Origin of the sequence: Blastococcus sp. PRF04-17, assembly GCF_023016265.1 — a bacterium.
GTDB lineage: Bacteria > Actinomycetota > Actinomycetes > Mycobacteriales > Geodermatophilaceae > Blastococcus_B.
This window is the reverse complement of record NZ_CP095412.1, coordinates 612,924-638,709: the sequence shown is the minus strand read 5'-3', so window position 1 is coordinate 638,709 and position 25,786 is coordinate 612,924. Positions and strand designations below refer to the sequence as shown.

Annotated in this window: 26 protein-coding genes; 11 read left to right on the top strand and 15 right to left on the bottom strand. The window is 74.6% G+C overall.

Translation table 11 applies throughout. The features are described 5' to 3' along the window. Positions 1 to 14: 14 nt before the first annotated feature. Genes MVA48_RS03220 through MVA48_RS03210 form a run of 3 tightly spaced genes read right to left on the bottom strand, consistent with a single transcriptional unit; the run spans position 15 to position 3,139 of the window. The gene (locus MVA48_RS03220) at positions 15 to 1,640 is read right to left on the bottom strand and encodes a thiamine pyrophosphate-binding protein (RefSeq protein ID WP_246985766.1); all 1,626 of its coding nucleotides are present in this window, start codon (positions 1,638 to 1,640) and stop codon (positions 15 to 17) included. Next, entirely contained in the window at positions 1,637 to 2,413 is a 777-nt protein-coding gene (locus MVA48_RS03215) for a cyclase family protein (RefSeq protein WP_246985764.1), read from the bottom strand. The genes MVA48_RS03220 and MVA48_RS03215 overlap by 4 nt, the downstream gene beginning before the upstream one ends. 9 nt (positions 2,414 to 2,422) lie before the next feature. Further along, the gene (locus MVA48_RS03210) at positions 2,423 to 3,139 is read right to left on the bottom strand and encodes a CPBP family intramembrane glutamic endopeptidase (RefSeq protein ID WP_246985756.1); all 717 of its coding nucleotides are present in this window, start codon (positions 3,137 to 3,139) and stop codon (positions 2,423 to 2,425) included. 63 nt (positions 3,140 to 3,202) lie between these two features. On the opposite strand from MVA48_RS03210, the gene MVA48_RS03205 reads away from it, so the two are divergent. Further along, positions 3,203 to 4,204, top strand: a complete 1,002-nt coding sequence (locus tag MVA48_RS03205) for an NAD(P)H-dependent glycerol-3-phosphate dehydrogenase (protein WP_246985754.1) — start codon at positions 3,203 to 3,205, stop codon at positions 4,202 to 4,204. A 91-nt stretch (positions 4,205 to 4,295) separates the two neighbouring features. Further along, the gene (locus MVA48_RS03200) at positions 4,296 to 4,907 is read left to right on the top strand and encodes a hypothetical protein (protein ID WP_246985752.1); all 612 of its coding nucleotides are present in this window, start codon (positions 4,296 to 4,298) and stop codon (positions 4,905 to 4,907) included. Between the two features lie 4 nt (positions 4,908 to 4,911). Here MVA48_RS03200 and MVA48_RS03195 read toward each other — a convergent pair whose 3' ends face one another. The 3 genes from MVA48_RS03195 to MVA48_RS03185 all read right to left on the bottom strand — a co-directional run bounded on the left by MVA48_RS03195 (position 4,912) and on the right by MVA48_RS03185 (position 7,342). Beyond that, complete coding sequence (locus MVA48_RS03195) at positions 4,912 to 5,646, bottom strand: SIMPL domain-containing protein (protein ID WP_246985750.1); 735 nt, start codon at positions 5,644 to 5,646, stop codon at positions 4,912 to 4,914. 69 nt (positions 5,647 to 5,715) lie between these two features. Further along, the gene (locus MVA48_RS03190) at positions 5,716 to 6,987 is read right to left on the bottom strand and encodes an RNA polymerase sigma factor (protein WP_371821187.1); all 1,272 of its coding nucleotides are present in this window, start codon (positions 6,985 to 6,987) and stop codon (positions 5,716 to 5,718) included. 13 nt (positions 6,988 to 7,000) lie between these two features. Next, a complete protein-coding gene (locus tag MVA48_RS03185; protein WP_246985746.1) occupies positions 7,001 to 7,342 on the bottom strand; it encodes a YciI family protein in 342 nt (113 codons plus the stop codon). Between the two features lie 120 nt (positions 7,343 to 7,462). Between MVA48_RS03185 and MVA48_RS03180 the strand changes: the two genes are divergently transcribed. Together MVA48_RS03180 and MVA48_RS03175 are read left to right on the top strand one after the other, a co-directional pair. Next, complete coding sequence (locus tag MVA48_RS03180; RefSeq protein WP_246985744.1) at positions 7,463 to 9,127, top strand: AMP-binding protein; 1,665 nt, start codon at positions 7,463 to 7,465, stop codon at positions 9,125 to 9,127. A 458-nt stretch (positions 9,128 to 9,585) separates the two neighbouring features. Then, on the top strand, positions 9,586 to 9,882 hold the full coding sequence (locus MVA48_RS03175) for a hypothetical protein (RefSeq protein ID WP_246985741.1): 297 nt from the start codon (positions 9,586 to 9,588) through the stop codon (positions 9,880 to 9,882). 71 nt (positions 9,883 to 9,953) lie between these two features. Here the strand turns inward: MVA48_RS03175 and MVA48_RS03170 are convergent, their stop codons facing one another. Then, complete coding sequence (locus MVA48_RS03170; RefSeq protein ID WP_246985739.1) at positions 9,954 to 10,610, bottom strand: cytochrome b; 657 nt, start codon at positions 10,608 to 10,610, stop codon at positions 9,954 to 9,956. Next, entirely contained in the window at positions 10,607 to 11,515 is a 909-nt protein-coding gene (locus MVA48_RS03165; RefSeq protein WP_246985737.1) for a diacylglycerol/lipid kinase family protein, read from the bottom strand. Before MVA48_RS03165 ends, MVA48_RS03170 begins: the two co-directional genes overlap by 4 nt. A gap of 45 nt (positions 11,516 to 11,560) precedes the next feature. Between MVA48_RS03165 and MVA48_RS03160 the strand changes: the two genes are divergently transcribed. Beyond that, positions 11,561 to 11,803 (top strand): hypothetical protein, encoded by a 243-nt coding sequence (locus MVA48_RS03160; protein ID WP_246985735.1) that lies wholly within the window; start codon positions 11,561 to 11,563, stop codon positions 11,801 to 11,803. Between the two features lie 2 nt (positions 11,804 to 11,805). Here MVA48_RS03160 and MVA48_RS03155 read toward each other — a convergent pair whose 3' ends face one another. After that, the gene (locus MVA48_RS03155; RefSeq protein ID WP_246985733.1) at positions 11,806 to 13,461 is read right to left on the bottom strand and encodes a bifunctional 3'-5' exonuclease/DNA polymerase; all 1,656 of its coding nucleotides are present in this window, start codon (positions 13,459 to 13,461) and stop codon (positions 11,806 to 11,808) included. Positions 13,462 to 13,534: 73 nt separating this feature from the next. Here MVA48_RS03155 and MVA48_RS03150 point away from each other — a divergent pair, with 73 nt between their 5' ends. The 5 genes from MVA48_RS03150 to MVA48_RS03130 all read left to right on the top strand — a co-directional run bounded on the left by MVA48_RS03150 (position 13,535) and on the right by MVA48_RS03130 (position 18,373). After that, positions 13,535 to 14,155 carry a phosphatase PAP2 family protein gene (locus MVA48_RS03150; RefSeq protein WP_246985731.1) on the top strand — a complete coding sequence of 207 codons (621 nt, stop codon included), beginning with the start codon at positions 13,535 to 13,537 and terminating at the stop codon, positions 14,153 to 14,155. Between the two features lie 67 nt (positions 14,156 to 14,222). Then, a complete protein-coding gene (locus MVA48_RS03145; RefSeq protein WP_246985728.1) occupies positions 14,223 to 14,816 on the top strand; it encodes a TetR/AcrR family transcriptional regulator in 594 nt (197 codons plus the stop codon). Positions 14,817 to 14,821: 5 nt separating this feature from the next. Further along, positions 14,822 to 16,990 carry an MMPL family transporter gene (locus MVA48_RS03140; RefSeq protein ID WP_246985726.1) on the top strand — a complete coding sequence of 723 codons (2,169 nt, stop codon included), beginning with the start codon at positions 14,822 to 14,824 and terminating at the stop codon, positions 16,988 to 16,990. Continuing rightward, positions 16,987 to 17,970 (top strand): alpha/beta hydrolase, encoded by a 984-nt coding sequence (locus MVA48_RS03135; protein ID WP_246985724.1) that lies wholly within the window; start codon positions 16,987 to 16,989, stop codon positions 17,968 to 17,970. The genes MVA48_RS03140 and MVA48_RS03135 overlap by 4 nt, the downstream gene beginning before the upstream one ends. A gap of 28 nt (positions 17,971 to 17,998) precedes the next feature. Then, complete coding sequence (locus MVA48_RS03130; RefSeq protein WP_246985722.1) at positions 17,999 to 18,373, top strand: VOC family protein; 375 nt, start codon at positions 17,999 to 18,001, stop codon at positions 18,371 to 18,373. A gap of 6 nt (positions 18,374 to 18,379) precedes the next feature. On the opposite strand, the gene MVA48_RS03125 is transcribed toward MVA48_RS03130, so the two are convergent. The 6 genes from MVA48_RS03125 to MVA48_RS03100 form a co-directional block, all read right to left on the bottom strand. After that, positions 18,380 to 19,015, bottom strand: a complete 636-nt coding sequence (locus MVA48_RS03125; protein WP_246985720.1) for a hypothetical protein — start codon at positions 19,013 to 19,015, stop codon at positions 18,380 to 18,382. 29 nt (positions 19,016 to 19,044) lie between these two features. Beyond that, a complete protein-coding gene (locus MVA48_RS03120) occupies positions 19,045 to 20,706 on the bottom strand; it encodes a LuxR C-terminal-related transcriptional regulator (protein ID WP_246985718.1) in 1,662 nt (553 codons plus the stop codon). Between the two features lie 24 nt (positions 20,707 to 20,730). Then, positions 20,731 to 21,555, bottom strand: coding sequence for a class I SAM-dependent methyltransferase (locus MVA48_RS03115; RefSeq protein WP_246985716.1), 825 nt, complete (start codon positions 21,553 to 21,555; stop codon positions 20,731 to 20,733). A gap of 89 nt (positions 21,556 to 21,644) precedes the next feature. Then, entirely contained in the window at positions 21,645 to 23,777 is a 2,133-nt protein-coding gene (locus tag MVA48_RS03110) for an ATP-binding SpoIIE family protein phosphatase (protein WP_246985714.1), read from the bottom strand. A 110-nt stretch (positions 23,778 to 23,887) separates the two neighbouring features. Next, on the bottom strand, positions 23,888 to 24,298 hold the full coding sequence (locus tag MVA48_RS03105) for a DUF6221 family protein (RefSeq protein WP_246985712.1): 411 nt from the start codon (positions 24,296 to 24,298) through the stop codon (positions 23,888 to 23,890). 19 nt (positions 24,299 to 24,317) lie between these two features. Next, entirely contained in the window at positions 24,318 to 25,178 is an 861-nt protein-coding gene (locus tag MVA48_RS03100) for an SGNH/GDSL hydrolase family protein (RefSeq protein ID WP_246985710.1), read from the bottom strand. A 152-nt stretch (positions 25,179 to 25,330) separates the two neighbouring features. On the opposite strand from MVA48_RS03100, the gene MVA48_RS03095 reads away from it, so the two are divergent. After that, on the top strand, positions 25,331 to 25,771 hold the full coding sequence (locus MVA48_RS03095) for an Hsp20/alpha crystallin family protein (RefSeq protein WP_246985708.1): 441 nt from the start codon (positions 25,331 to 25,333) through the stop codon (positions 25,769 to 25,771). Positions 25,772 to 25,786: the final 15 nt, after the last annotated feature.

Below are 25,786 nucleotides of genomic sequence, written 5' to 3'. Positions count from 1 at the left end.
CCGACCTTCAGCGGTCAGTGACCGCGGAAGGCCTCCTCGAGCCACCACGACGGCTGGTCGCGCGTGATCTTGGCGTCGACCAGCAGCGGAGTGCTCCGCGGCCCGGCCAGCCACGCCGCCACGGCGTCCAGGTCGTCGACCCGCCGGGCGGTCACGGCCCCGAAGCCGTAGCCGCGCGCGATGGCGGCGAAGTCGGTCTCGGGGAACCGCACCGCGTCCAGCGGGTGGCCGCCGGGGCCGAAGTGGTGGACCTCGGCGCCGTACGCCGCGTCGTCGTAGACGACGACCAGCATCGGCAGGCCCAACCGGACGACCGTCTCCAGCTCCGAGGCGCCCATGAGCGCACCTCCGTCACCGAGCGCGGCGACGGGCAACCGGTCGGGACGGGCCAGCGCCGCGCCGATCGCCGTGGCCAGCCCCAGCCCCACCGACTGGAACGCCTGGGTGAAGCAGAACCCCTGCTCGTCCGGGACGTCGAGGAACATGCTCGGGTAGCCCATGAAGTTGCCGGAGTCCACGGCCACCAGGCGCTCGGCCGGCAGGAGGTCGTCCAGGGCGATGGTCAGCGCGCGGGGATCGACGAGGTCGCCCGCTGCTTCGGCGTCCAACGACTCGTCCCGCCAGCGTCCCCGCTGGGCGATGGCCCGCCGCATCTCCGGGGTCCGGTAGCCGGTCGCCTCGTCCCCCCACGCGGCCGTCACCGCACCGGCCACCGCCGTCACGTCGCCGCACACCCCGAACGTGATCGGCCGCTGCGCGCCGAGGGCCTCGGCCTCGAGATCGACCTGGACGACGACGGCGTTGCCGGCGATCAGCCGTCCGTGCCGCATCGTCCACATGTTCAGCTGGCAGCCCCAGCCGACGATCAGGTCAGCGCCGGAGATCAGCTCCGCGGCCAGCGGCGTGGCGAACCCTCCGGAGACGTCGAGGTCCCACGGGCTCCCGCGGAACAGGCCCTTGGCGACGGCGGAGGTCGCCAGCAGCGCCCCGCACCGATCGGCCAGCGCCTCCAGCTCCCCCCGCGCCGCGCGGGCACCCCGCCCCGCGACGAACACCGGGCGACGCGCCCGGCGGAGAGCGTCGGCCAGCCGCTCGACCTGCGCCGGATCCGGCGGCGGCACCGGCCGAGGCGCCCACGGCGGTGGCGTGGCGTTCCCGGCCTCTTGACCCTGCACGTCCAGCGGCAGGTTGAGGACGACGACGCGCCGCTCGTCCCGGGCAGTCGCGACGGCAGCCGCGGCGGTCCCGGCCGCGTCCTCGGGGACGGTCACGCGCATCGACAGCGCGCCCACCGCCGCGGCCAGGCCTGCCTGGTCCACCGCGAAGTTCGAGCGCGTGGACGTGGCCTCCGCCGTCAGGACCACGAGGGGCGTCCGGCTCTTGGCCGCCTCCGTGATCCCGGTCAGCGCATTGGTCAGCCCGCAGCCCTGGTGCAGGCTGAGCGCCGACACCGCTCCGCTCGTCCGCGCGTAGGCGTCGGCCATCGTCGCCGCGCCGCCCTCGTGCCGCGCGGCGACGTACCGGGCACCGGCCGCCACCATCGCGTTGGTCGAGTGGAAGTTGCCCGACCCCACCACACCGAAGACCGTGTCGACACCGCACCGCGCCAGGGTGGCGCCGACGGCCTCGGCGACGTTCACCCGCGGTCGACGAGCGCGAGCACCCGGGACGGCGAACCGGAGCCGGACACGATCGGCAGCGGGGCGGTGACCAGCACCGCGCCGGTGACCGGCAGCCGGTCGAGGTTCTGCAGCTGGGTCAGCCCGTACTTGTCGCTGCCCATCAGCGCGGCGTGGCACGGGAACGGCGGGTCGAAGGAGTGCGCGGCCCCGGCGTCGGTGCCGACGGTCTCCACGCCCAGCCCGATCACCGGCGACTCCTCGGCCAGCCAGGCGGCGCAGGCCGGCGAGAGACCCGGGGTGTGCGGGCCGGTGTCGTCGGCGTTGAGGAAGTCCTGCTGCGAGGAAGAGCGGGCGTCCCACCCGGTGCGGTAGAGCAGCCAGCCGCCGTCGGGCAGCGGGCCGTGCTCCTCCTCCCACGCCCGGATGTGCTCGACCTCCAGGAGGAAGTCCGGGTCCTCCGCCGCCTGCGTCGAGAAGTCGAGGACCACGGCCGGGGCGATCAGCCGCGACGCCGGCACGGAGGCGACGTCGGCACCGTTCCTGCCGGTCACCCAGTGATTGGGGGCGTCGAAGTGCGTCCCGGTGTGCTCGCCGGTGCGGAAGTTGTTCCAGTACCACGCCGGGCCGCGGTCGTCGTACCGGCTCAGCTCCTCCAGCTCGAACCGCGCGGTCTGCGCGAAGGGCGGCGGCAGCTGGATGATCGGCGTCTCCGACGACAGCGGAGCGGTCAGGTCGACGACCTCGATCCGGCCCGTGACCAGCGCGTCGGTGAGGCTCTCGAGCAGCGACATCCCGCCAACCTAGAGGAGCGAGCGGCGGGAGGCGCGGACGGCGGCGAGCAGGCCCAGCACGTTGGCCGCGCCGTGCAGCAGCGCGGGTGCGACCAGGCTGCCGCTGCGCCGGCGCAGCTCCGCGAACAGGACGCCCGCGGCCGCCGTCCCCAGGCACGCGGAGCCCACCGCCACCGCCGTGCCGACCGGACCGCGGACCAGACCGTTGGCCCGCAGTCCCTCGGCGGCCGGCCGGATGTGCCAGACGCCGAAGAGAGCGGACGACGCCCCGACCGCGGTCCGCGGGCCCAGCAACCGGTCGAGGGCGGCGAGCAGCACGCCCCGGAAGGCGACCTCCTCCCAGAGCACGGTGCCGACGGGGATGCGCACGAGGGCACGCGAGGCGACCTCCGCTCCGACCAGACCGGCGACCCGGGCGTCCCGCAGGAGCGGCCGCAGCGCGGGCACCGCCAGCGCCGTCGCGTAGCCGGCGCCGACGAGCGCACCCGGGGCGGCACCCCACCGCAGCCCTCGCCGCAGCGCCGGTCGGCCGAGACCCAGCTCGTCCCACGAGAGCCCGGCTCGGCGGGCAGCGGTCAGCAGCGCCGCGGTCGCCACGGCGTTGCCGAGCACGTAGGAGGGCAGCCGCTGCGCCACGGCGTTGTTCCAGACGGCCAGCACGCCGGCGGTCGCCACCGTGAACGGCACGAGTCGCGGAGCGGCCAGCACTGGCAGGGAGGGGTGCACACCCGCATCCTGTCCGGGCCGGCGCCTCCGTGGGAGCACCGCAGAACCGTCGGGAGGGTGTCGATGAGGGTGACCGTGCTGGGCGCGGGTTCGTGGGGCACGACGGTGGCCGCGCTGCTGTGCCGGCGCGACCACGAGGTGCTGCTGTGGGCCCGCAACCCCGACGTCGCCGCCGAGATCGACGGGCAGCGCACCAACGAGGCCTATCTGGGCGGCGTCCGGCTGCCCGCCCGGCTCGGCGCGACGGCCGACCTCGAGCAGGCCGCCCGGCACGCCGAGGTGCTGGTGGTCGGCGTGCCGACCGGCGCCTTCCGGGAGACGCTGGAGCAGGCCCGGCCCTACCTCGGCCCCTGGTTCCCGGTGGTGAGCCTGAGCAAGGGCCTCGAACGGGGCACGCACCTGCGCATGACCGAGGTGATCAAGGAGGTGCTGCCGGGCCGGCCGGCGGCGGCGCTCACGGGGCCGAACCTGGCGCGGGAGATCATGGCCGGCCAGGCCGCGGCGAGCGTGATCGCGACCGAGGACCTCACCGTGGCCACCGCGCTCCAGCGCGAGGTGGCCCGCGGCATGTTCCGCGTCTACACCCACCACGACGTCGTCGGCTGCGAGATCGGCGGCGCGCTCAAGAACGTCATCGCGATCGCCACCGGTATGGCCGAGGGACTCGGCGTGGGCGACAACACCCGGGCCGCCGTCATGTCGCGGGGGCTGGCCGAGCTGACCACGCTGGCCGTCGCGATGGGCGGCGAGGCGACCACGTTGGCCGGGCTGGCCGGCATGGGCGACCTGGTCGCCACCTGCATGAGCCCGCAGAGCCGCAACCGCCACGTCGGCGAGCAGCTGGGCAAGGGCCGGTTGCTCGACGAGATCCTCGGCGAGATGCGCATGGTCGCCGAGGGCGTGAAGACCGTCTCCACGGTCGTCGAGCTCGCCGACCAGCACGGCCTGCACATGCCGATCGCGCACACCATCCACGACGTCGTGACCGGCCGGATCCGCGCGGCGGACGCCTACCGGGGGCTCGTGCGCGCGGTGCCGGCGGGCCACGAGGCCGATCCCGGCTGAAGTCGCGCGCGGAGGCGTCGACGTGGCCACCCGGCGGTCGTAGCGTCGGTGAGTCCCACGGGGGCCGGACGTCGGTGGCGGGAGGCGCGCCGTGTTCGCTCAGGTCTTCCAGGGAAGGACGTCGGATCCCGAGGCGCTGCGGGCGGCGCTGAATCGGTGGGTGGCGGAGCTGGGCCCGACGGCGATCGGCTGGCTCGGCAGCACGGACGGCACGACCGACGACGGCACGTTCATCGCCGTCGCCCGGTTCGAGTCCGCCGACGCGGCCGCCCGCAACTCCGGACGGCCGGAGCAGGGCGAGTGGTGGGCGGAGACCGAGAAGCTGTTCGACGGGGACGTCACGTTCCGCGACAGCGAGGACGTCGAGGTCGACCTGCAGGGGGACCCGGACACGGCCGGCTTCGTCCAGATCATGCAGGGCCGGGTGAGGGACGTGGCACGGGCCCGTGAGCTCATGGCGCGGTTGTCATCCGAGGAGGCGGCGGCTGCCCGGCCGGACGTCCTGGGCAGCGTCTGGATCGGCCACGACGGCGGCGAGTGGACGCAGGTCGTCTACTTCGCGTCGGAGGCCGAGGCACGCGAGGGCGAGCGCACGGAGCTCCCGCCGGGGATGCGGGCCGCCATGGAGGAACTGATGGAGCTCGGGGACGGGCCGCCGTCCTTCTACGACCTCCGCCGTCCGGGGATCCACTCCCCCGCCTGACGCCTCACCGAAGGCCCCAGCGCACCGAGACGGTGACCGACACGGTGGCCGAGCCCGGCACCAGCGGAACGGACTCCGCCATGCGAGCCGCGTCGCCGGCGGCGTACGGGATCGGGCCGGACGGCGTCACCTGCTCCCGCACCTCGACCACGTCGCCGAGCTCGCGCCCGGTCAGCTCCGCGTACTGCTCGGCCTTCTCCCGCGCCGCGGCGAACGCCTCCGCGCGGGCGTCCTCCTGCAGCGCGGCGTCGTCCTCGAGCGAGAAGGCGACCCCCTGCAGGCGGGCGGCGTCACCGCCGGCGGTCACCAGCGCCGTGATCGCCGTCCCGGCCCGGCCCAGGTCGCGCAGCCTGACCTCCAGGTCGTGCCGGGCGGTGTAGCCGGTGATCTCCTGGCCGTTGTGGTCGTACGCCGCGTAGACCGACACGTTCACGGTGGCGACGTCGTCCTCGGACACGCCCTCGGCCCGCACCGCCTCGAGGACCCGACGTGCCGCGGTGGAGGCCTCCTGCAGGGCGGCGTCGACCGCCTCGGCGGTGGTCTCGACGCCGATCGTGACCCGCAGGACGTCGGGCGAGCCGGTGACGGTGCCGACGCCCTCGACCTGGACCCCCGCTCCGGCCGCCGGATCGACCGGCTGCGCCCGCAGCGGCTCCGGGCGCAGGGTGAACGCGATGGCCGCGACGGCGCCCACGAGGACGACGACAGCGATGAACAAGGCACGGCTGCGCACTGGCATGGGGACCTCCGGCGTCCTTCGATGTGCAGAGTGGACGCCGAGGTCAGAGGGCCGGTTCCCGCCGCCAGGTCACGACTCGGACTCGATCGTCCCGAGCTGCCGGAGCCGCCCGGCGAGGAAGTTCCGCTCGACGGCGTTCTCCGTCAGCAGCAGCGCCTCGCCGTAGGCATCCCGGGCCTCCGCCACCCGCCCGAGGCGCCGCAGGAAGTCCGCCCGCGCCGCGGGCAGGTAGCCGTAGCCGGCCAGCTGCGGCTCGGTCGCCAGTGCGTCCAGCGCGGCCAGCCCTTCGGCCGCCCCGCGGGCGAAGCCCACGGCGACCGCCCGGTTGAGCGCGACGACCGGCGAGGGCCACAGCCGGGTGAGGACGTCGTACAGCGCGACGATCTCGCGCCAGTCGGTGTCGCCCCATGACGGGGACTCGGCGTGGACCGCCGCGATCGCCGCCTGCAGTGCGTACCGGGTGGGCGGCCGCGCCCGCAGCGCCTCGCGGACGAGCGCGACGCCCTCGTCGATGGCTCGCGCGTCCCAGCGCGATCGGTCCTGCTCCTCGAGCAGCAGCAGGCGCCCGTCGGCGGCCGTCCGCGTCTCGCGGCGGGCGTCGGTGAGCAGCATCAGCGCCACCAGCCCGGCGACGGCGGGATCCCCGGGCAGCAGTGCGCGGAGCATGCGGCCGAGCTGGACCGACCGCTCGACCAGGTCGCGGCGCACCAGGTCGTCGCCGGAGGGCCCCGTGTGCCCGGTCGTGAAGAGCAGGTGCACCACGGACAGGACGGCGTCGACCCGCTCGGGCAGCTCGTCGACCGACGGCACCCGGTACGGGATGCGGGCCACGGCGATCTTCTTCTTCGCCCGCGTGATGCGGGCGGCCATGGTGGCCTCGGGGACCAGGAAGGCACGCGCGACGTCGGCGGTGGACAGCCCGCACATCAGCCGCAGGGTCAGTGCCACCTGGGCCGACCGGTCCAGGGCCGGGTGGCAGCAGGTCACGATCAGCCGCAACCGGTCGTCGGGGATCTCCGCGCCCGGCGCGGGCAGCTCGTCGGGGCCGGGCGACGTCTCCTCCTCGACCAGGAGCGGCAGGTACCTGCGCTCCACGCCGCGGTGGCGCAGCACGTTCAGGGCGCGGCGCTTCGCCGCCGTGGTGAGCCAGGCGCCGGGCCGCGCCGGGACTCCCTTCGCCCGCCAGTCGGTGAGCGCGGCGGCGAACGCCTCCTGCGCGCACTCCTCGGCGACGTCGAGGTCGCGGGTGACGCGCACCGTCGCGGCGAGCACGAAGGCCCACTCGCGGCGGTGCGCGTCGGCGACCGCGGCCGCGACGGCAGACGCGTCCACGGCGGTCATCGGAACCCGGGGATCAGTCGAAGGTCATGACGGGGCGGACCTCGACGCCGCCGAAGCGCGCCGGGACCGTCTTGGCGACGGCCAGCGCGGTGTCCAGGTCGGGCGCCTCGACGAGGTAGTAGCCGCCGAGGGCCTCCTTCGTCTCGACGAAGGGTCCGTCGGTCACCTCGGAGCCGCGCACGGTGGTGGCGGTGCCCGTCGGCTGCAGCGCCTTGCCGCCCACCAGCTTGGCGCCGAGCCCCTCGACGCCGGCAGCGAAGTCGTCGTGCGCCTGCATGACCTCGCCGATCACCTCGGGAGTGGCGGTCTCGTACGACGCCTCGTCCTCGTAGATCAGGATCAGGTACTCGCTCATCGGGATCTCCTCCGTCGTCGGCCCGCCTCTCGGGCCTCCATTCCTACGACACGCAGGCGGGAGCCGGATCGACAGCGCCCGCGGATTCTTTTCCCACCGCCCCCGTGGCACGGTGATCCGGTGACCGAGACGAGCGCTCCCGCACTGCCCTCGTACGCCAGCGGCACCTCGGCGGTGCCCCTGCTGGGCGACACCATCGGGGCCAACCTCGACCGCACGGCGGCCCGGGTCGGGGACCACGCGGCGCTGGTCGAGTGCGCGACGGGCCGCCGCTGGACCTATCCCGGCTTCGTCGCCGAGGTCGACGCCTGCGCCCTGGGCCTGGACGCGCTGGGCGTGCGCAAGGGCGACCGGGTCGGCATCTGGGCGCCCAACTGCGCCGAGTGGGCCTTCGTGCAGTACGCGACGGCGAAGCTCGGCGCGATCCTGGTCAACATCAACCCGGCCTACCGCACGCACGAGCTGGCCTACGTGCTGCAGCAGGCCGGCATCTCGGTGCTGGTGTCGGCGCCGGCGTTCAAGACCAGCGACTACCGGGCGATGGTGGCCGAGGTGCGCGGCGACTGCCCCGTCCTGCGCGAGGTGGTCTTCCTCGGCCACGACGCGTGGGACGAGCTGATGTCCGCCGGCCGGGCGGCGGACCGGTCGCTGCTGGCCGAGCGGGAGACGCAGCTGTCGGCCGACGACCCGATCAACATCCAGTACACCTCCGGGACGACGGGCTTCCCGAAGGGCGCCACGCTCACCCACCACAACCTGCTCAACAACGGGTTCTTCGTGGGCGAGGGCTGCGGCTACACCGAGGCCGACCGCATCTGCATCCCGGTGCCCTACTACCACTGCTTCGGCATGGGCATGGGCAACCTCGCGGCCACCTCGCACGGCGCGACGATGGTCATCCCGGCGCCCGGCTTCGACCCGGCGGCGACGCTGCGGGCCGTCCAGGACGAGCGGTGCACCTCGCTGTACGGCGTCCCGACGATGTTCATCGCCGAGCTGGCCCTGCCCGACTTCGCCTCCTACGACCTGTCGTCGCTGCGGACGGGGATCATGGCCGGCTCCCCGTGCCCGGTCGAGGTGATGAAGCGGGTCGTCACCGAGATGGGCATGACCGAGGTGACCATCTGCTACGGCATGACCGAGACGTCGCCGGTGTCCACCCAGACCGGCGCCGACGACGACCTGGACCGCCGGACCTCGACCGTCGGGCGGGTGCACCCGCACCTGGAGGTCAAGGTCGTCGACCCCACCACGGGCCTGACCGTTCCGCGCGGGGAGCCCGGCGAGTTCTGCACCCGCGGCTACTCGGTGATGCTCGGCTACTGGAACGAGCCGGAGAAGACCGCCGAGGTCATCGACCGCGCCCGCTGGATGCACACCGGCGACCTCGCCGTCATGGACACCGAGGGCTATCTCAACATCGTCGGGCGGATCAAGGACATGGTCATCCGCGGCGGCGAGAACGTGTACCCGCGGGAGATCGAGGAATTCCTCTACACCCACCCCGACGTCGTCGACGTGCAGGTGATCGGCGTCCCCGACGAGCGGTACGGCGAGGAGCTCATGGCCTGGGTCCGGCTGCGCGAGGGCGCCGAGCCGCTCACCGCCGAGAGCCTCCGTGCGTTCTGCGCCGGCAAGCTCGCGCACTACAAGGTGCCCCGGTACGTGAAGGTCGTCGACGATTTCCCGATGACGGTCACCGGCAAGATCCGGAAGGTCGAGATGCGCGAGGTCTCGGTCGAGGAACTGGGCCTGCAGTCGGCCGCCGCCGTCCGGAACGCCTAGCGCCGGTAGCGACGGCGGTACGGCCCAGAAACCGGGCCTTCGCGCACATCGTTGGCATCGACATCGGGCCCAGCGACTAGCGCCACCGTTCGTCCGGTCTGCCGGCTCCCCACCGGCTCGTGGACCCCCGGCTCGGTGGAGGAGGGTCATGGGCATGACGCTGCGCGTGCCAGCTCATCCCGAAGTAGCCGATTGCCAGAGCCGACCAGCCCATGGAGAGAAGAAGGGCCTGCTCGAGGATCCAGCTCGCGGTCGCCAAGGCTGACCAGAGGATGGCCATGGTGAGCAGCAATGCAGGGCTCGGTCGTCCACGCGTGCGACGAGGCGACCTCGCCGGCTCCTCACCCACACTCAGATCGTCGGTGACGGCGGCCCGGTGAATCCAGGTCCGCACCGGAACGCCACCCGATCCGGCATTCTCGACATCCACCGGCCATGTCGGGGGTAACAGGGCTTCCGTGGCAGTGAAGAACGCGGCCGTCGCGGCCGGCAGCACGTGGACCGACCCGGACGACGGCGTCCGCTACCCGTCGGGCGAGGTCCACGCCTGGGAGCGCGGACGCAACGAGACCGTGTGCGGGCTGTCGCTCCGGAGATCGCGGCTGAACCGGTTCCCGCACGTCAGCTGGGCCGACGCCCAGCCGGAGTCCGGGCGGCACGCCGAGGAGGTGGCCGACGTGTGCCGCCGCTGCCGGGCCGGGATGGGTGCGCGGCGCGACGAGCGCGGCTGGACGCGGCACAACCCACGCCCTTGAGCGGGTGCGCCGAGGCCCCGTTCGGGGTGCTCGAATGTTGACCTGGCGCACCCACTCGGGGACCGAAGCGGTCACAGCATGCGCGCCAGGTGGCGGTTGCGGCGGACGACGGTGTGCGAGAGCACCAGCCCGACGTGCGCGGCGATCACGACGAGGAAGCCGATCTGCGCCGCGACGTGCAACGGCAGCCAGTCGTCGTCGGCCGCCACCAGCAGCAGCCCGCTGGCCGGCACGACCACCAGCAGCGCGAGCAGCAGCTTCTCGAGGAGCCCCTCGAGCCGGCGTTCACCCGCGCTGAGGTGCTCGGCCCACGGCGGCAGCGGCGTGGCGCGCCGCCAGAGGATGCGGACCAGCGCCAGGACGATCACGAACAGCCCGAGCAGCACGTGCAGCTCCGGGAGCGAGATCCCGTCGGCGAAGGCCGAGCCGGTGATCACGTCGGAGAACACCTCGGACGCCTGGTCGTCCTCACGGGCGTCGAGGGCGTCCTCGCGCCGCTCGATCTCGGCCTCTGCCGCGTCCTCGGCCGCATCGCCTCGCTGCTCGGCGTCCTCCTCCAGCCGGTCGGCCTCGGCGTCCAGCGCGTCGTCGGCCCGGTCCGCCCCCTCGTCGAAGTCCATGGTCCAGCCGACGGCGAACTGCGCCGCGATCGCGGCGACGGTGAGCCAGTGCAGCGTCTTGGTGACGACGCCGTAGCCGTGCGGTCCGTTGCGGAGGTGGACGGTCACGGGACCAGGACCGACCACGCGTGCCCCTGCACCCGCCACGTCCGCGCGGTCACCCCCTCCTCGAGCTCGCCGTCGGCCACCAGGTCCACCGACGGCCCGGTGACGGTCACCTCGCGCCCACGCAGGACCAGCACGTCGTCGCGCTCGACGTGGCGGCCGGCGGCCAGCGCCGTCGCGTAGGCGGCCCGCGCCACCGGGCCCGTCGCGGTGCACACCACGACGTCGGCCAGCCCGTCGTCCACCTGCGCCCCGGGGGCCAGCGCGGCTCCGCCGCCGATGGTGGGGCCGTTGCACACGCCCACCATCAGCACGCCGGTGCCGCCGTCGGCGGACCATCCGGCGGCGTCGTGCGTGGCGATCCCTCCGTCCACCTCGACGCGCAGGTCCCAGTCGGGGGCCGTCACGCCGGCGATGACCGCGCCCAGGGGAAAGGCAGCGGTGCCGAGCCGCTCCTTGAAGCGGGTGGCCTCGGCCCCGGCGAGGGCTCCGGCACCGAGGTGGACGGCGTTGACGACCAGGCCGCCCGCGTCGTCGCGCAGCAGGTCTAGCCGCCGCGTCGTCCCGCCGAGCACGACCTGGGCGCCGGCCACGGGGTCCAGGGGCAACCCGAGGGTTCCGGCCAGGTCGTTGCCGGTGCCGCGCGGGATGATCCCGACCGGCTCGTCGGGCGTCAGCGCACCGGCCCGGTCCAGGGCCCGCACCGCGGCGTGCACCGATCCGTCACCGCCCATGATCACGACCCGCCGGTCGTCCCGGTCGGCCACGGCGTCGAGCAGCTCGTCCGGGGAGGACGTGGCCGCGACGGTCACGTCGGCAGCCGACCGGAGCGTGGCGAGCGCGGCCTCCACCGTCTCGTCGTCGGTCGTCCCCGCCGCGCGGTTGACCAGGAGCAAGATCGGCTGCATGACGGGAAGTCTCCGGTCGCCACGGGCGATCGGCACACTGGGGACATGACCTCGGGCGGCGTGGTGCGACTGCTCAACACGTCCGGCGGACCGGTGCTCGCTCTCGCGGGGGACGTCGACCTGCCGGCCGTCGAGGCGTTCCTCCTGCGGTACGGCCGCGAGCCCGCCCGCGTCGACGTCATCGACGCGAGGTCGGCGACCTCCCTGTCGCCGTCGGCGGTCACCCTGATCCGGGACCACCTGCGCTCCTCGCAGCTCGCCGGCCGGCGGGTAGCGCTCCTGCAGTGATCTCAGGCGGCGTCGGCCCATGACCGGACGACGGCCACGTCGAGCGGGAAGTCGACCGGGAAGGATCCGAACAGCAGCCGCCCGGCGGTGGCCGCGGCCTCGCGCACCGCGTCGGCGACCTCGTCGGCGAGCTCCTCGGGCGCGTGCACCACGACCTCGTCGTGCAGGAAGAAGACCAGGTGCGGCCGCTCGGTGAGCGCCCCGGCGCCGAGCCGCCAGAGCCGGTTGCGCAGGTCGGCCAGCCAGCACAGCGCCCACTCCGCGCCCGTGCCCTGGACGACGAAGTTGCGGGTGAACCGCCCCCACGAGCGGCGGTGCCGGTCGCGGACCTCGCGGGGTACGTCGTCGTCGGCGGGCTCACCGAGCTCCACCGGCCCCGCCGCCCACTCCCCCGTCGGTGGTGGTGAGCCACGGCCCAGCAGGGTGTGCACCACCTCGCCGCGCTCACCGGCGCGGGCCGCCTCCTCGACAAGGCCGATGGCACTCGGGTAGCGCCGGGTCAGGCGCGGCATCATGCGCCCGCTCTCGCCGCGGGTGCCGCCGTACATCGCGCCGAGCATGCCGACCTTGGCGTCGGCCCGGCTGGCGACCGCGCCCGAGTCGACCATTCCCTGGTAGAGGTCGGCCGACCGGGCCGCCTCGGCCATCGCGGTGTCGCCGCTCATCGCGGCCAGCACCCGGGGCTCCAGCTGCGCGACGTCGGCCACCACGAAGCACCAGCCGTCGTCGGCGATCGCGGCCGGCCGTACCTGGGTGGGCACCGACAGCGCTCCCCCGCCGCTGGACGCCCACCGGCCGGTCACCACGCCGCCGGGCAGGAACCACGACCGGAAGCGGCCGTCGCGGACCCACGTCTCCAGCCAGTTCCAGCCGTTGGCCTGCATCAGCCGGCTGAGCCGCTTGTACTCCAGCAGCGGCGCGACGACCGGGTGGTCGAGGCGCTCCAGCGTCCAGGACCGGGTGTCGGCGACGGGCAGCCCCGTGGCCTGCAGCGCGCGCAGCAGCTCGCCCGGCGAGTCCGGGTTGAGCCCCGGAGCCCCCAGCGCCGTGCGGATGTCGCCGAGCAACCCCTCCAGGACCGCGGGCCGCTGTCCGGCCGGCGGCCGCGACCCGAGCAGCTCGGTCAGGAGCCGCTCGTGGACGTCGGCCCGCCACGGCAGCCCGGCGTGGGTCATCTCGGCGGCGACCAGGGCGCCCGAGGACTCGGCGGCCAGCAGGAGCTCGAGCCGGGCCCGCTGCGGTGAGGCGGCCAGCGCGGCCCGCTGCCGGGAGTGCTCGGCGACCGGGTCCAGCCGGTCGGCCGGGTCGTCGAGGGGGAACAGCGCGGGGTCGGCCGAGGTGACCGGCTGCAGGGCGTCCCACGCCGGCCTCTCGTCGCAGGCCAGCAGGATCTGGTCGACGAACGGCGAGCGGCCCAGGACCGCGGAACTCAGCCGCAGGTCCGTGCACCTCGCGACGCGCACGCCGGCCTCGAGCAGCGCCGGATACCAGCGCGTGGTGTCGTCCCACACCCAGCGGACGCCAAGCGCCTCCCGCTCGCGGACGAACGCGAGCAGCTCGCCCGAGGGGAGGGACGCGGCGCGGTTCGCCGTCCCGTCGTCGTCGCACTCGTGCGCCACCACGTCCGGGCCGCGGCGGACGAGGACGACGCGCTGCACCTCGTCAGTGTCGCCGACACCTCCGACAGCGCAGGCCCTCGACGGGCAGCGCCGGAGGCGGTGGACTGACCGCGTGACCACGGCGCGTCCCGGTCGGCCGACCGCCGTCTGGGTCGCTGCCACGGCGGCGGCCGGCACCGCGCTGTGCGCATGGGTGGTCGCGCCGGGGGGCGTGGGCGCCGCTGAACGTGCCGTCTTCGCGGCCGTGAACGGCTGGCCCGACCCGCTGCGGTGGCCGCTGTGGACCTTCCAGCTGCTCGGCGTGCTCGTCGTGCCACTGGTCGTCGCGGCCGGCGCGCTGCTGCTGCGCAGGTGGCGGCTCGCCGTCGCGCTGGTGCTCCTGGTCCCGGCCAAGCTGTTCGTGGAGCGGGAGGTCGTCAAGGCGCTGGTCCGGCGCGAGCGACCGGGCACGACGATCCCCGACGCGGTGCTCCGCGGCGACGTACCGTCCGCCGGGCCCTCCTTCCCGTCCGGCCACGCGATGATCGCGTTCGGCGTCCTGACGCTGCTCTGGCCGTATCTTCCCCGGCGCTGGCGGGCGGTGGTGCTGGCGTGCGCGGTGCTCAACTCGGTCGCGCGGGTCTACCTCGGGGCGCACGCGCCCCTCGACGTGGTGGCCGGAGCGCTGGCCGGCGTCGCTGTGGGCGCGCTCCTCACCGCCGCCGTCGGGACGACCCGTCGAGCAGGGGTGTGACCGATGCGACCGACCGATTCGGTCGGTTGACCTACCGAATCGGTCGGTAGTCCGTACGCTGGCCGTCGTGGCGCGACCGTTCCGGCAGCAGGCCGACGAGAGCATCCTCGACAGCGCCGCCGCCCTGTTCGCCCGCCGCGGCTTCGCCAAGACCTCGGTGCAGGACGTCGCCGACGCCGTCGGGCTGTCGAAGGCGGGGCTGCTGCACCACTTCCCGAGCAAGGACGCGCTCTGGGGCGCCGTCCTCGAGCAGGTGCGCTCCCTCGGCGAGCGGGTGCTCGAGCAGGTGCAGGACATGCCGGCGGGGCCCGAGCGCGACCGGCGGGCGCTCGAAGTGCTGCTCGACGCGGCGTTCGGCCACCCCGGCCTGGTCGCCCTGGTGCTGGACCCGCTCACGCTGGACGACTCGGCCGCCCGGGTGCCCGAGCTCGACGCGGTCGCCGACACCGCGCTGCGGGCGTTCGGCGTCGACCGCACGGTGCCGGTGACCGAGCGCAGCGTCCGGGTCGTCGGTGCTCTGGCCGCTCTCGCCGTCCTCACCCTCGCCGCGCACGCCGAGGACCAGACGACCGCCTGGCGGCAGCACATCGTCGCCACCTGCTTCGACGCCCTCGGTCACGGCAGTTCCGGCTCCCTCCCCGCATCCGACCAGGAGACCTGATCCCCATGGCAGTGCTGTTGTCCCGACTCGGCGCGTTCTCGCACCGCCGTCGGCTTCCCGTCGTCCTCGTCTGGCTCGTGGTGCTCGTGGCCGGGGGCGTCGGTGCGGTCACCCTCGCCGGCGAGACGTCGAGCAGCTTCTCGATCCCGGGGCAGGAGTCCACCATCGCCCTGGAGCGGATCGGCGAGGAGTTCGGCGGCGGCGGGGAGGGCGCGACCGCCCGGGTCGTCGTCCAGGCGCCGCAGGGCGGGACCGTCACCACGCCCGAGAACGCGCAGGCCATCGGCGGCCTGGTCGCCGAGCTCGCGCAACTGCCCGGCGTCACTTCGGCGACCAACCCGCTGGACCCCGCCCAGCCGGCCGTGAACGCCGAGCAGACCACCGCCTACAGCACCGTCACCTACGACGCCGCACCCGGCGAGGTCACCCCGGCGCAGCAGGAGGCGCTGCTCGACGCCGTCGACGCGGCGGGGAGCGGCGGGCTGACCGTCGAGGTCGCCGGCGAGGCGACGCAGGAGCCGCCGCACGTCGGCGGGCCGGCCGAGGCCATCGGCGTGGTCGTCGCGCTGGCGGTCCTCGCCGTCACCTACGGCGGTCTCGTGCTCGCCGGCATGAACCTGCTGACCGCGCTGGTCGGTGTCGGCATCGGCGTCCTGGGCGTCACGATCGCCACGGGGTTCACCGACCTGTCCTCGACCACGCCCACCCTGGCCGCGATGCTCGGCCTGGCCGTCGGCATCGACTACGCGCTGTTCATCGTCACGCGCTACCGGCAGGAACTCCGGCACGGCGGCGACGTGGGCACGGCGATCAGCACCGCGGTCGGCACGGCAGGCTCCGCCGTCGTGACCGCGGGCCTGACCGTCGTCATCGCGCTGACCGGCCTGTTCGTCGTCGGCATCCCGTTCCTCACCCAGATGGGCATCGCGGCGGCGTTGACGATCGTCGTCGCCGTCCTGGTGGCGCTGACGCTGGTGCCTGCGGTGCTGAGTTTCCTCGGCCTGCGCGCGCTGCCGCGCACGCAGCGCGGCGCACACGCGCCGGCGACCGACGGCGGCTTCCTCGCCGGCTGGGTCGGCACGGTCACCCGCCGGCGCATCCCGTCCCTGCTCGTGGCGGTCGCCGCCCTCGCCGCGATCGCCGTGCCGTTCTTCTCCATGCAGACGACGCTCATCCAGACCCCGCCGGACGACAGCACGCAGGCCCGCGCCCAGGAGCTGCTCGCCGACGGTTTCGGGCCGGGCTTCAACGGCCCGATCACGATCCTCTTCGAGGGGGACGCCGCCTCCGGGGCGGCCGGCCGGACCGCCGAGACGGTCACCGGCCTGGACGACGTCGCGCTGGTGACCCCGCCGGTCCCCAACGCCGACGACACCGCGGCCCTGCTCACCGTCATCCCCGAGTCGGGCCCGACCGACCCGGCGACCGAGCAGTTGGTCGCCGACCTCCGGGCGGAGCTGGCCGGCCTCGACGGCGTCGAGGCTTCCGTCACCGGCGCCACGGCGGTCAGCGTGGACGTCGCGCAGAGCCTCGACGAGGCGCTGCCGGTGTACCTCGCCCTCGTCGTGGGTCTCGCCCTCGTGCTGCTGGTCCTGGTCTTCCGCTCGCTGCTCGTGCCGCTGGTCGGCGTCCTCGGCTTCGTGCTGACCGTCGGGGCCTCCCTCGGGGCGACCGTCGCCGTCTTCCAGTGGGGCTGGCTGGCCGACGTGGTCAACCTGGACACCACGGGGCCGCTGATCAGCCTCACGCCGATCCTGGTGATCGGCATCCTGTTCGGGCTGGCGATGGACTACCAGATCTTCCTGGTGTCCCGGATGCACGAGGCGCACAGCCACGGGGCCGCGCCGCTCGAGGCCATCCGTACCGGCTTCCGGCAGGCGGCGCCGGTGGTCGTGGCCGCCGCGCTGATCATGTTCTCCGTCTTCGCCGGGTTCGTGCCGGCCGGCGAGGCGACGATCAAGTCGATCGCCTTCGCGCTGGCCGCGGGCATCGTCTTCGACGCCTTCGTCGTCCGCATGGTGCTCGTGCCCGCGGCGCTGGCCCTGCTCGGGGCGAGGGCGTGGTGGCTGCCGCGCTGGCTGCGGTGGCTGCCGGTGCTGGACGTCGAGGGCGCCGCGCTGGAGAAGGCGTCGCACGCCCGGACCGAGGAGCGGGAGCCGGTGACCGCCCGATGAGGACGCGGGCCCTCGTCGCGCTCGCAGCCGCGGCCACCGCGGCGGCCCTGGCCCGCCGCGCCCGCACCCTCGCGCCCGTGGCACCGGAGCTGCGGACGCCGGCCCTGTGGGTACCGCTCGCGCTCAGCGGGAAGCTGACCCTCGCCGCGGGCCGGAAGCTCTACCCGAGGCCGACGAGCCCGGTCGACGGGGTGACCGTGAGCCGGCGCGACGTGCCGGGCGGCCTGGACGCCTTCGTCTACGAGCCCGACGGCCGCACCCGCCCCGGCGGCGCGCTGCTGTGGATCCACGGCGGAGGCACGATCATCGGCGCGCCCGAGGGCGACCACGAGCTGTGCAGCCGGCTCGCCCGGCACGCGGGGGTCCTCGTCGTGAGCGTGCGCTACCGGCTCGCGCCGGAGCACCCCTTCCCCGCCGGGCTGGACGACTGCTCGGCGGCCCTCCGATGGCTGCACGCCGAGGACGCGGAGTTCGGCGTGGACCCCTCCCGCGTCGCCGTCGGCGGGGCCAGCGCCGGCGGGCTGCTGGCCGCATCCGTCGTCCAGCGGGCGCACGACGAAGGCGTGCCGGTGGCGTTCCAGGCGCTGGTCTACCCGATGCTCGACGACCGCACGGTGCTGCGCCGCGACCACGGTGGCCGCGGCGGGCTGATCTGGACGCCGCGGTCCAACCGGTACGCCTGGAGCTGCTACCTCGGCGCCGCCCCGGGCACAGCGGAGCCGCCGCGCCACGCCGTCCCGGCCCGCCGGGAGGACCTGACCGGACTGCCGCCGGCCTGGATCGGGGTGGGCGACCTCGACCTGTTCCACGACGAGGACCTGGAGTACGCCCGCCGGCTGGGAAAGGCCGGCGTGCCGGTCACCGTGCGGGTCGAGCCGGGGATGTACCACGCCGCGGAGGTGGAGTTGCACGCCACCGCGGAGACGATGCGCGCCTTCCGCGAGGCCATGTTCGACGCCGTGGCCGCGGCCCTGGCCTGACCCCCGGCCGGGTGCTTGTCTCGGCCGCATGGCCGTGCAGCTGAACCACACCATCGTCGGCGCCCGTGACAAGCGGGCCTCGGCGGCCTTCCTGGCCGACGTCCTCGGCCTGCCCGAGCCGACGACCTACGGGCCGTTCGCGGTCGTCGAGCTGGCCAACGGCGTCTCGCTCGACTTCCTGGACGACGAGCAGGTCCACCCCCGGCACTACGCGTTCCTGGTGTCCGAGGAGGAGTTCGACGCGATCCTCGGCCGCATCCGGGCCCGTGGGCTGCCGTTCTGGGCCGACCCCTTCCAGCGGGAGCCCGGGCGGATCAACACCCACGACGGCGGCCGCGGCGTCTACTGGCACGACCCCGACGGGCACGTCCTGGAGATCATCACCCGGCCGTACGGCGGCTGACGCCGGTCAGGCGCTGACCTCCTCGTGCGTGTTCACGCCGGGGATCCGTCGCACCGAGCCCCAGCCGAACCGTGCCCACGCCACCAGCAGCGCCGCGCCGGCCAGCGAGCCCAGGGTGTCGCGGACGAGGTCGCCGTTGGTGTCGTCGTTGCCCTCCGACAGCTCGGTGCCGAACCAGACGTCGGAGCGCCACTCGAAGATCTCCCAGAGGGCGCCGATCGAGATGCCCAGCGCGGCGGTGGCCACCGCGATGCCGACGTAGTGCCGCAGGTGCGTCTCGTCCTTCGGATCCGGGACGACGTCGAGCCGGGCGAGGGCGATGTAGACGACGGGCGCGGTGAGCATCGGCAGCGTGACGTGCACGAGGTCGTCGAACCGGACGAACTGGTCGTAGAGGCCGAACGTCTCGCCGAACCCCTGCAGCGCCATGGCCCCGGTCAGCGACAGGTCGTACACCCGGGGCAGGTCGATCAGCCGGGCCAGGAGCGTCACGGCGCCGAGGCCGGCGAGCAGCGCCGCCGCCCCGGGCCGCCCGGTCAGACCGTAGACGACGGCGCCACCGAGGATCGCCAGGCGCAGGAGATCGATGCCGTCCCGGATCACCGGGGTCCAGTCACCGAGCAGGAGGGTGCGCACGTCCACGGTCCCGGCCTACCCGACCCGTCGAGCGCTCACCCCGCCGTCCGTGCCCGAGCCGCGTACGCGGCGGCCTCCGCCCGGTTGCGGACGCCCAGCTTGGTGAGGATGCGGCTCACGTGGTGCCCGGCGGTCCGCTCGCTGATCAGGAGGCTGCGGGCGATGCCGGCGTTCGACATGCTCAGCGACAGCAGGCCGAGAACCTCCTCCTCGCGCGCCGTCAGCTCTCCCACCGCCCGCGCGCGGCCGCCCTGCCCGGTGCCGAGCCCGCGCAGCAGCGCGGCGGCGGCGTCCATGGCCCGGGAGGCGCCGAGGCCCCGGAAGGCGGTCAGCGCGGCCCGCGCCTCGTCGCTCGCGGTGTCGGGGGCGTCGGCCGCGATCGCCCGGGCCAGCGCCAGCCGCGCCGTGCCGGCGTCCAGCGGCATCAGCAGGGCGCTGAACGCGGCGAGTGCCCGCCGCGCCGGCTCCACCGCCTGGGCGGCCTCCCCGACCCGGAGCGCGACGGCGGCGGCGGCGAGGTCGGCTCGGGCGGCGAGCAGCCGGATCCCCGACGCCTCGGCCAGCCGGCCGAGCTCGCCGGCGGCCGCCCGGGCGCCGGGGACGTCGCCGAGGGCCAGGCGGGCGTCGACCAGCGGCGCCAGGAAGTGGGCCGCCGCGACGGCGTTGTCCTCCGCGCCGGCCAGCCCCCGCTCGAGCAGGGTGACCGCTGCCCGCGCGCGGCCGTCGGCCATGCGCAGCAGGGCGAGGGCGCGCAGCACGGCCGGGTGCTCCTCGCGGCCGGCCAGCAGCTCCTCGGCTTCCGGCAGCCGGCCCTGCTGCACCCGGAGCTCCGCGAGCGACCCGACCGTCGGGGCGCCCATGGCCGGGATGTTCCGGGCGTGCGTGGCCAGCGCCGCCTGCAGTGCCCGCTCGGCCTCGGCCCAGTGGCCGCCCGCGATGAGGACGTCGGCGTGCACGGTGCGGCAGGCCCCGAGCAGCGGCGCCGCGGAGTGGGCACGGGCGAAGGCGTCGACGAGCTCGCACCACTCGCTGGCCAGCTCCCACTCCCCCGCGCTGCGGCAGGCGAGCACCAGGTTGCAGTAGGCCTCGGCGAGCGTGTGCACGTCGCGGACCCGCCCCGCGGTGGCCGCGGCCATCGCCTCCTCGAGCAGGTGCAGGCCCTCCTCGCGGTGCCCGGCATTCACGCGGGCACGACCGAGCAGGCTGACCGAGAGCACCTCCAGGTCGCTCTGCCCCGTGGTCCGGCCCACGTCGAGGGCCCGCGTGGCGTGCGCGATCTGGTCGTCGACCCGGATGGACTGCCGCACCTGCTCCACCGCCACCCAGCCGTGCCCGGCGCAGGCGGGCACGCCCTGCAGGGCGCGCTCGGACCGGGCCAGCCAGCCGCGGGCCGCGGAGGCGCGGCCGCCGACCATGTGCTGGTGGGAGACCCAGACCGCGACCCGGGCCGCGTCGTCGCACCGGCCGGCCCGGACGTAGTCCTCGAAGACCCGCTCCCGCAGGTCGAGGGCCTCGCGCACGTGGCCCAGGAACCACAGTGCCTGGGCGAGGCCGTCCCGGGCGTCGGGCGAGTCGCCGTCCTCCAGGACGGCGGTGAACGCCGAGCGGGCGGACTCCCAGTCCGCCCGCTCGAGCGCCTGCCGCCCAGGAGCAGCGGGTCGGCACCGACGGTGCTCCGCACCCGGGAAGGGTCCCACGCGGCACGGGGCCCCGGGACCCCTTCAGCGACGGGTGCCGACGGCGATCAGGTACTCCTTCTCGAACCGGGCGGCGTCCGCGGTGCCGCGGTTCCACTCGTCGCAGAAGGCGAACAGGGCGGCGTCGAACTCCGCCTCCCGGCCCTCGCGGGCCGCGTTGGCCCGGACGGCGATCGTGGGGCCGTAGTTGGCGATGAAGTGCCGGGCGTAGTCGTGCGGATCGGCGAACGCGGTGATCTCGAGGGCCTCCCGTCGCAGCGTGGTGAACTCGACGCGGCCGCCGAACAGCGCGCGCAGGTGGTCCTCGCTGCCCCAGAGGACCGGCGGCTGCGCCCCGGGCGGGGGTGTCGGAGCGAACGGCTTCATGGTGCGGAACAGCGCGCCGAGCATGCCTTCCGGCGTCCAGCTCAGCAGACCGATCGTGCCGCCGGGCCGGCAGACCCGGACCAGCTCGTCGGCGGCGACCTGGTGGTGGACGGCGAACATCACGCCGATCGAGGACATGACGACGTCGAAGGAGCCGGAGTCGAAGGGCAGGTCCTCGGCGTTGGCCTCGACCCACTCGAGGTCCAGGCCTTGGGCGGCGGCCCGCTCGCGCCCGGCGTCCATCCACTGCGGAACGAGGTCGCTGGCGGTCACCCGTGCACCGCGGGCCGCGGCGGGCAGCGCCGCGTTGCCGGTGCCGGCGGCGACGTCGAGGACGCGGTCGCCCGGCGCGATGCCACAGGCCTCGACCAGCCGCGGTCCGAGCGGGGTCAGGAAGGTCTCGACCATCGTGGGGTAGTCGCCCGATCCCCACATGGTCCGGTGCCGGGTCTGGAGCTGGGCGTCGTCGACGGAGGTCGTCATCGCATTTCCTTCCTCGGAGGTGAGCTGATGCCTGCCGAGGATCGCGGGGCCGTTCCGCCGTCACATCGGGCGGACGGCCTATCCCCTGCCTACGCGCCGGGCCAGCGCACGCCCAGGATGACCGTGTCGTCGCGCCCGCCACCCGCGATGGGCATCTGCATCAGGCGGTCGAGCAGCTCGGCCAGCGGGTGCTCGGCGGCGGCTGCCGCGGTGGACCGCAGCCGCTCGAGGCCGGTGTCCACGACCTCGCCGCGGCGCTCGACGGCGCCGTCGGTGAACGCCAGCAGCGTCGACGGGCCCTCCACCCGGACCTCGGTGACCGACGGCGGCAACGGCGTCGGGACGCCTACCGGCGGGGCGACCGTGCACTCAACGAACTCGGCGCGGCCCTCGGCCAGCAGCAGCGGACCGAAGTGGCCGGCCGACACGAGGCGGACCACCCCCGCCGCTGGGTCGACCTCGCCGAGCAGCACCGTGGCGAACTGGTGGTCGACGGACACGTCCAGCAGCGGGCGCAGCTTGGTCAGTACGGTCTCGATCCCGTCGCCCTGCGCGACGTAGGCGCGGACGGCGAACCGGAGCGCGGCCATGGTCGTGGCGGCGGGCAGCCCGCGACCGGAGACGTCGCCGACCACGAACACCGACCGGCCCTCGGCCCCCTCGATGACGTCGTACCAGTCGCCGCCGACCTCCAGCTCGTCGACGCCGGCGACGTAGCGGGCGGCGAGCTCCATGCCGGCGACCGGCACCACCTGGGGCAGCAGGGCGTGCTGCAGGGAGGACGCGATGCCACGCTGCTGGCGGTACAGCTGCTCGTTGTCGGCGGCCAGCTGCTCGGCGACCGCCCGGCGACGGAACAGAGTCTCCGCCGTCGCCCCGCTGACGAGCGCCAGCGCACCACCGACCCCGAGGACGATCCAGGGCAGGGCCGCGGCGAGCGAGCCGGTCAGCGGCGTGCGGGAGGCGGCGATGACCGTGAGGACGTCGTCCCCGAAGGGAACCTGCGTGGTCGCGGTGTCACCGTCGATGGGCGTCTCGGCGGTCGCCTGGACGAGCCGGTCCGGGTCGGCGTCCGGGCCGAGGTACACGGCGAGGTCGAGCCCGCCGAAGGCCTCGCCCTGCTCCACCTGGACCTCGCGCCGGAGCGGGACCTCGGCGTAGACGACGAGCCCCTCCTCCTCGTCGGCGGGCCTGAGCGCGTAGGCGAGGCGCGGCGGCTCTCCTGACAGGATGCCGGCGCTGGTCAGCTGCCCGGTCGGCTGCACGCCGGAGAGGAAGGCGTCCGCGCCGTCGGACGGCAGCAGCGGGTCGGGGCCGTGGGCGGCGAGCCGCTCGGCCCGCTCCCCCCTGACGCGCCACAGCGACAGCGACATCGCCTCACCGGGCACCGTGCCGGAGGCGAAGTTGATGAAGGGGGCCGGCCGGCCGTCGGTCGCCTGGGCCACCTCGCCGGCGTCGGCGAGCTGGGTCTGGATCACCGCGACCTGCGTGGTCAGGACGGCGCCCGCCTGGGCGACCTGCTGCTCCAGCAGCTGCTGGTTGGTCCGCGCGTTCACCGACGAGGCGAGCCAGGCGAGGGCGAGGGCGACCAGCAGGACGACGGCGGTGGCGAGCACGCTCAGGCGGGAAGGCCGCAGCCGCGCCGGCCGCTGGGACGCCGCGGGAGCGCGCGCGACCGGAGGAGCCGCCGCAGGTGCCACGGCGGCCGGCGGCACGGCCCGCCGGATCCGGAGCTCCGGCCCCGCGACGGGGGCGGGACGCTCCTGTGACGGCTCGTCGCCGCTGAAGTCGACGCGCGCCCAGACGACCTTCCGTCCGTTGTCGGCGGTGGTCCAGCCGTGGGCGCCGGAGAGCGATGCGACGAGGTAGAGCCCCAGGCCACCGTGTGCGGCGTCCCGGCCGACCGCGGGGACCGGTGGGGTGTCGCCGGCCGCGTCGCTGACCTCGAGCAGCCAGCCGCCGCCCGTCTCGGTGAGGCTGACGTGCACCGGGGCACGGCCGTGCCGGAGCCCGTTGCTGACCAGCTCCTCGAAGGCCAGGAGCAGCCGGTCGACGTCGTCGTCGGTCGCGCCCGGCGGCCGGGTCCTGCCGGAGAGGAGCGTGCGCAGCTGCATCCGCAGGCCCCGGACCTCGGCGGCGGTCGTCGGCTCGCCGCGCCAGCCGACCAGGACCGGCGAGCCGGGGCGTGGCCGCGGGCGGCGCTGCCAGAGGACGTCGGTCATGGGCCTCGATCCGGTGATGGTGCGCACCGGCGACGCCGCGGCACAGCTGTGATCCTCCGACACCGTACCGAGCGGGCAGGCTCCGGGGGCATCGTGCGAGCCCGGCGCGCCTAGGGCCGCCAGGCCTTCTGGTACTCCGCGTGATCGGCGTACGGGAGGGCCAGCAGCGCCAGCGTCACCGCCGCCAGTTGGTGCTGATCCGCGGGCGACAGCGGAAAGTCGGCCAGGCCCTCCGGGCGCCGGCCGAGGAACCGGTACTCCGGTCGGGCGTCCCGGCAGGCGAGGACGAGCCGCCGCTTCGCGCTGCACTCCGCGAGCACCCGCGCCGGGTCGTGCCGGCTCAGGTGATCGCCGACCTGGTGCGGTCGATCCGTCCCGGGCAGGTCGTCGGCCGTCCACTCCTCCCGGCCCGAGGCCAACGCCGCGTCGGTGGCGATCCGCTTGTCCTCGGCGATGCGGTCGAGGAGGAACTGGTCGAGGTTCGGCTGCATGTCCGGTTCCAGGCCGGACTCGAAGTCCATGCCCGCATCCTGCCGCGACTCAGCGCAGGCCGAGCACCTTCATCGCCTGCGCGGCCATCTGCTGCTCGCCGAGGGCGTTCGGGTGGACGACGACCGGGTTGGTCGACTGCAGGACCGGCTCGATCCAGCGGACGCCGATCGGCTGGCAGGCGTCGTGGCCCTCGGACACCCGGTTCATGTCCACGTAGGTGACGCCGGTCTTCTTCGCCGCCTGCTTGACGGCGTCGTTGAGGGTGGCCTGCAGCGAGCGCAGGTAGGGGACGTCACCCTCGGCCACCGGCATCCTGTCGAAGCAGCCGCCCGTCTTCGGGAGGATCCACGGGTAGCCGATGATCGCGACCTCGGCGTCGGGGGCGCGGTCCCGCACGGCGGAGAGCGCCGTGACCAGCGACGGGTAGGTCGTGCTGCGGACGGTGTCCTCGAAGGACGAGCCGTACCTGTCCTTGCAGGGGCTGCCCTTGCCGAGCGTCGAGAGCCCGGCCTGGCCGCACAGGATGATCGAGTTGATGAAGACGCCGCTGTCGTTGCCGCCGATGGTCATGGTGACCAGGTCTGCGTCCGCGGTCACGGCGTCGAGCTGCGGGGCGACGCCGTCGTGCTGCGGCTCGAAGTAGTCGGTGGTATCCGCGCCGCCGCAGCTCACGTCGGTGAGCTGTGCACCGGTCTCGGCAGCGATCACGTGCGGATAGTTGGCGAGCGACCGCAGGCACTGCGGCGGCGCTTCGGGATCCGGCGGCAGGACGCCGGACGCGGCGCTGTAGGAGTCGCCCAGCGCCACGTAGTGCAGCGGGTCCCCCGCCTGCGCCACGGGGGTGCCCACGAGCAGGACGACCAGGGCGGACAGGACGACGGTGACGAGACTCTGCTTGCGACCGGGCACGGGCTTCTCCATCGGAGCCGGGGAAAGCTACTGGCCGGTACAACGCGCGACGGCCGCTCAGGTTACGTCCCTGCCCGGCCGGGAATCTACAGCGGTGACTGCAAGTTTCATCTCGTGCAGTTCCGACATCCCTGCGAGAGGAGGACGCAGACATGGCACTGCCCGCACCGACCCGACCCAAGGCCGCGGAGCGGTGGGATCCCTTCCGGGAGCTGGAGGAGCTCCAGGAGCGGTTCGCCAGGCTCTGGCAGGAGACCGGCGGCTCGCTCGACCGCTGGGTGCCGCTGGCCGACCTCGAGGAGACCGATGACGCTTTCGTGGTGGAGCTCGAGCTGCCCGGCGCGGCACGCGACGATGTCGACGTCCAGCTCGACGACGGGATGCTGACCATCTCCGGCGAGATCAAGGAGAGGGAGCGCGCCGGCATCCTGCGGCGCCGCACCCGCAAGGTCGGCAAGTTCCGCTACAGCGTCAGCCTGCCCGGCGAGCTGGACGAGGACCACGTCGAGGCCACTCTGTCCGAGGGCGTCCTCACGGTGCGCGCCCCGAAGTCGGCGCAGAGCCGGCGGCGCCGGATCCCGATCGGTCGATGAGCACGGCGGGAGGTG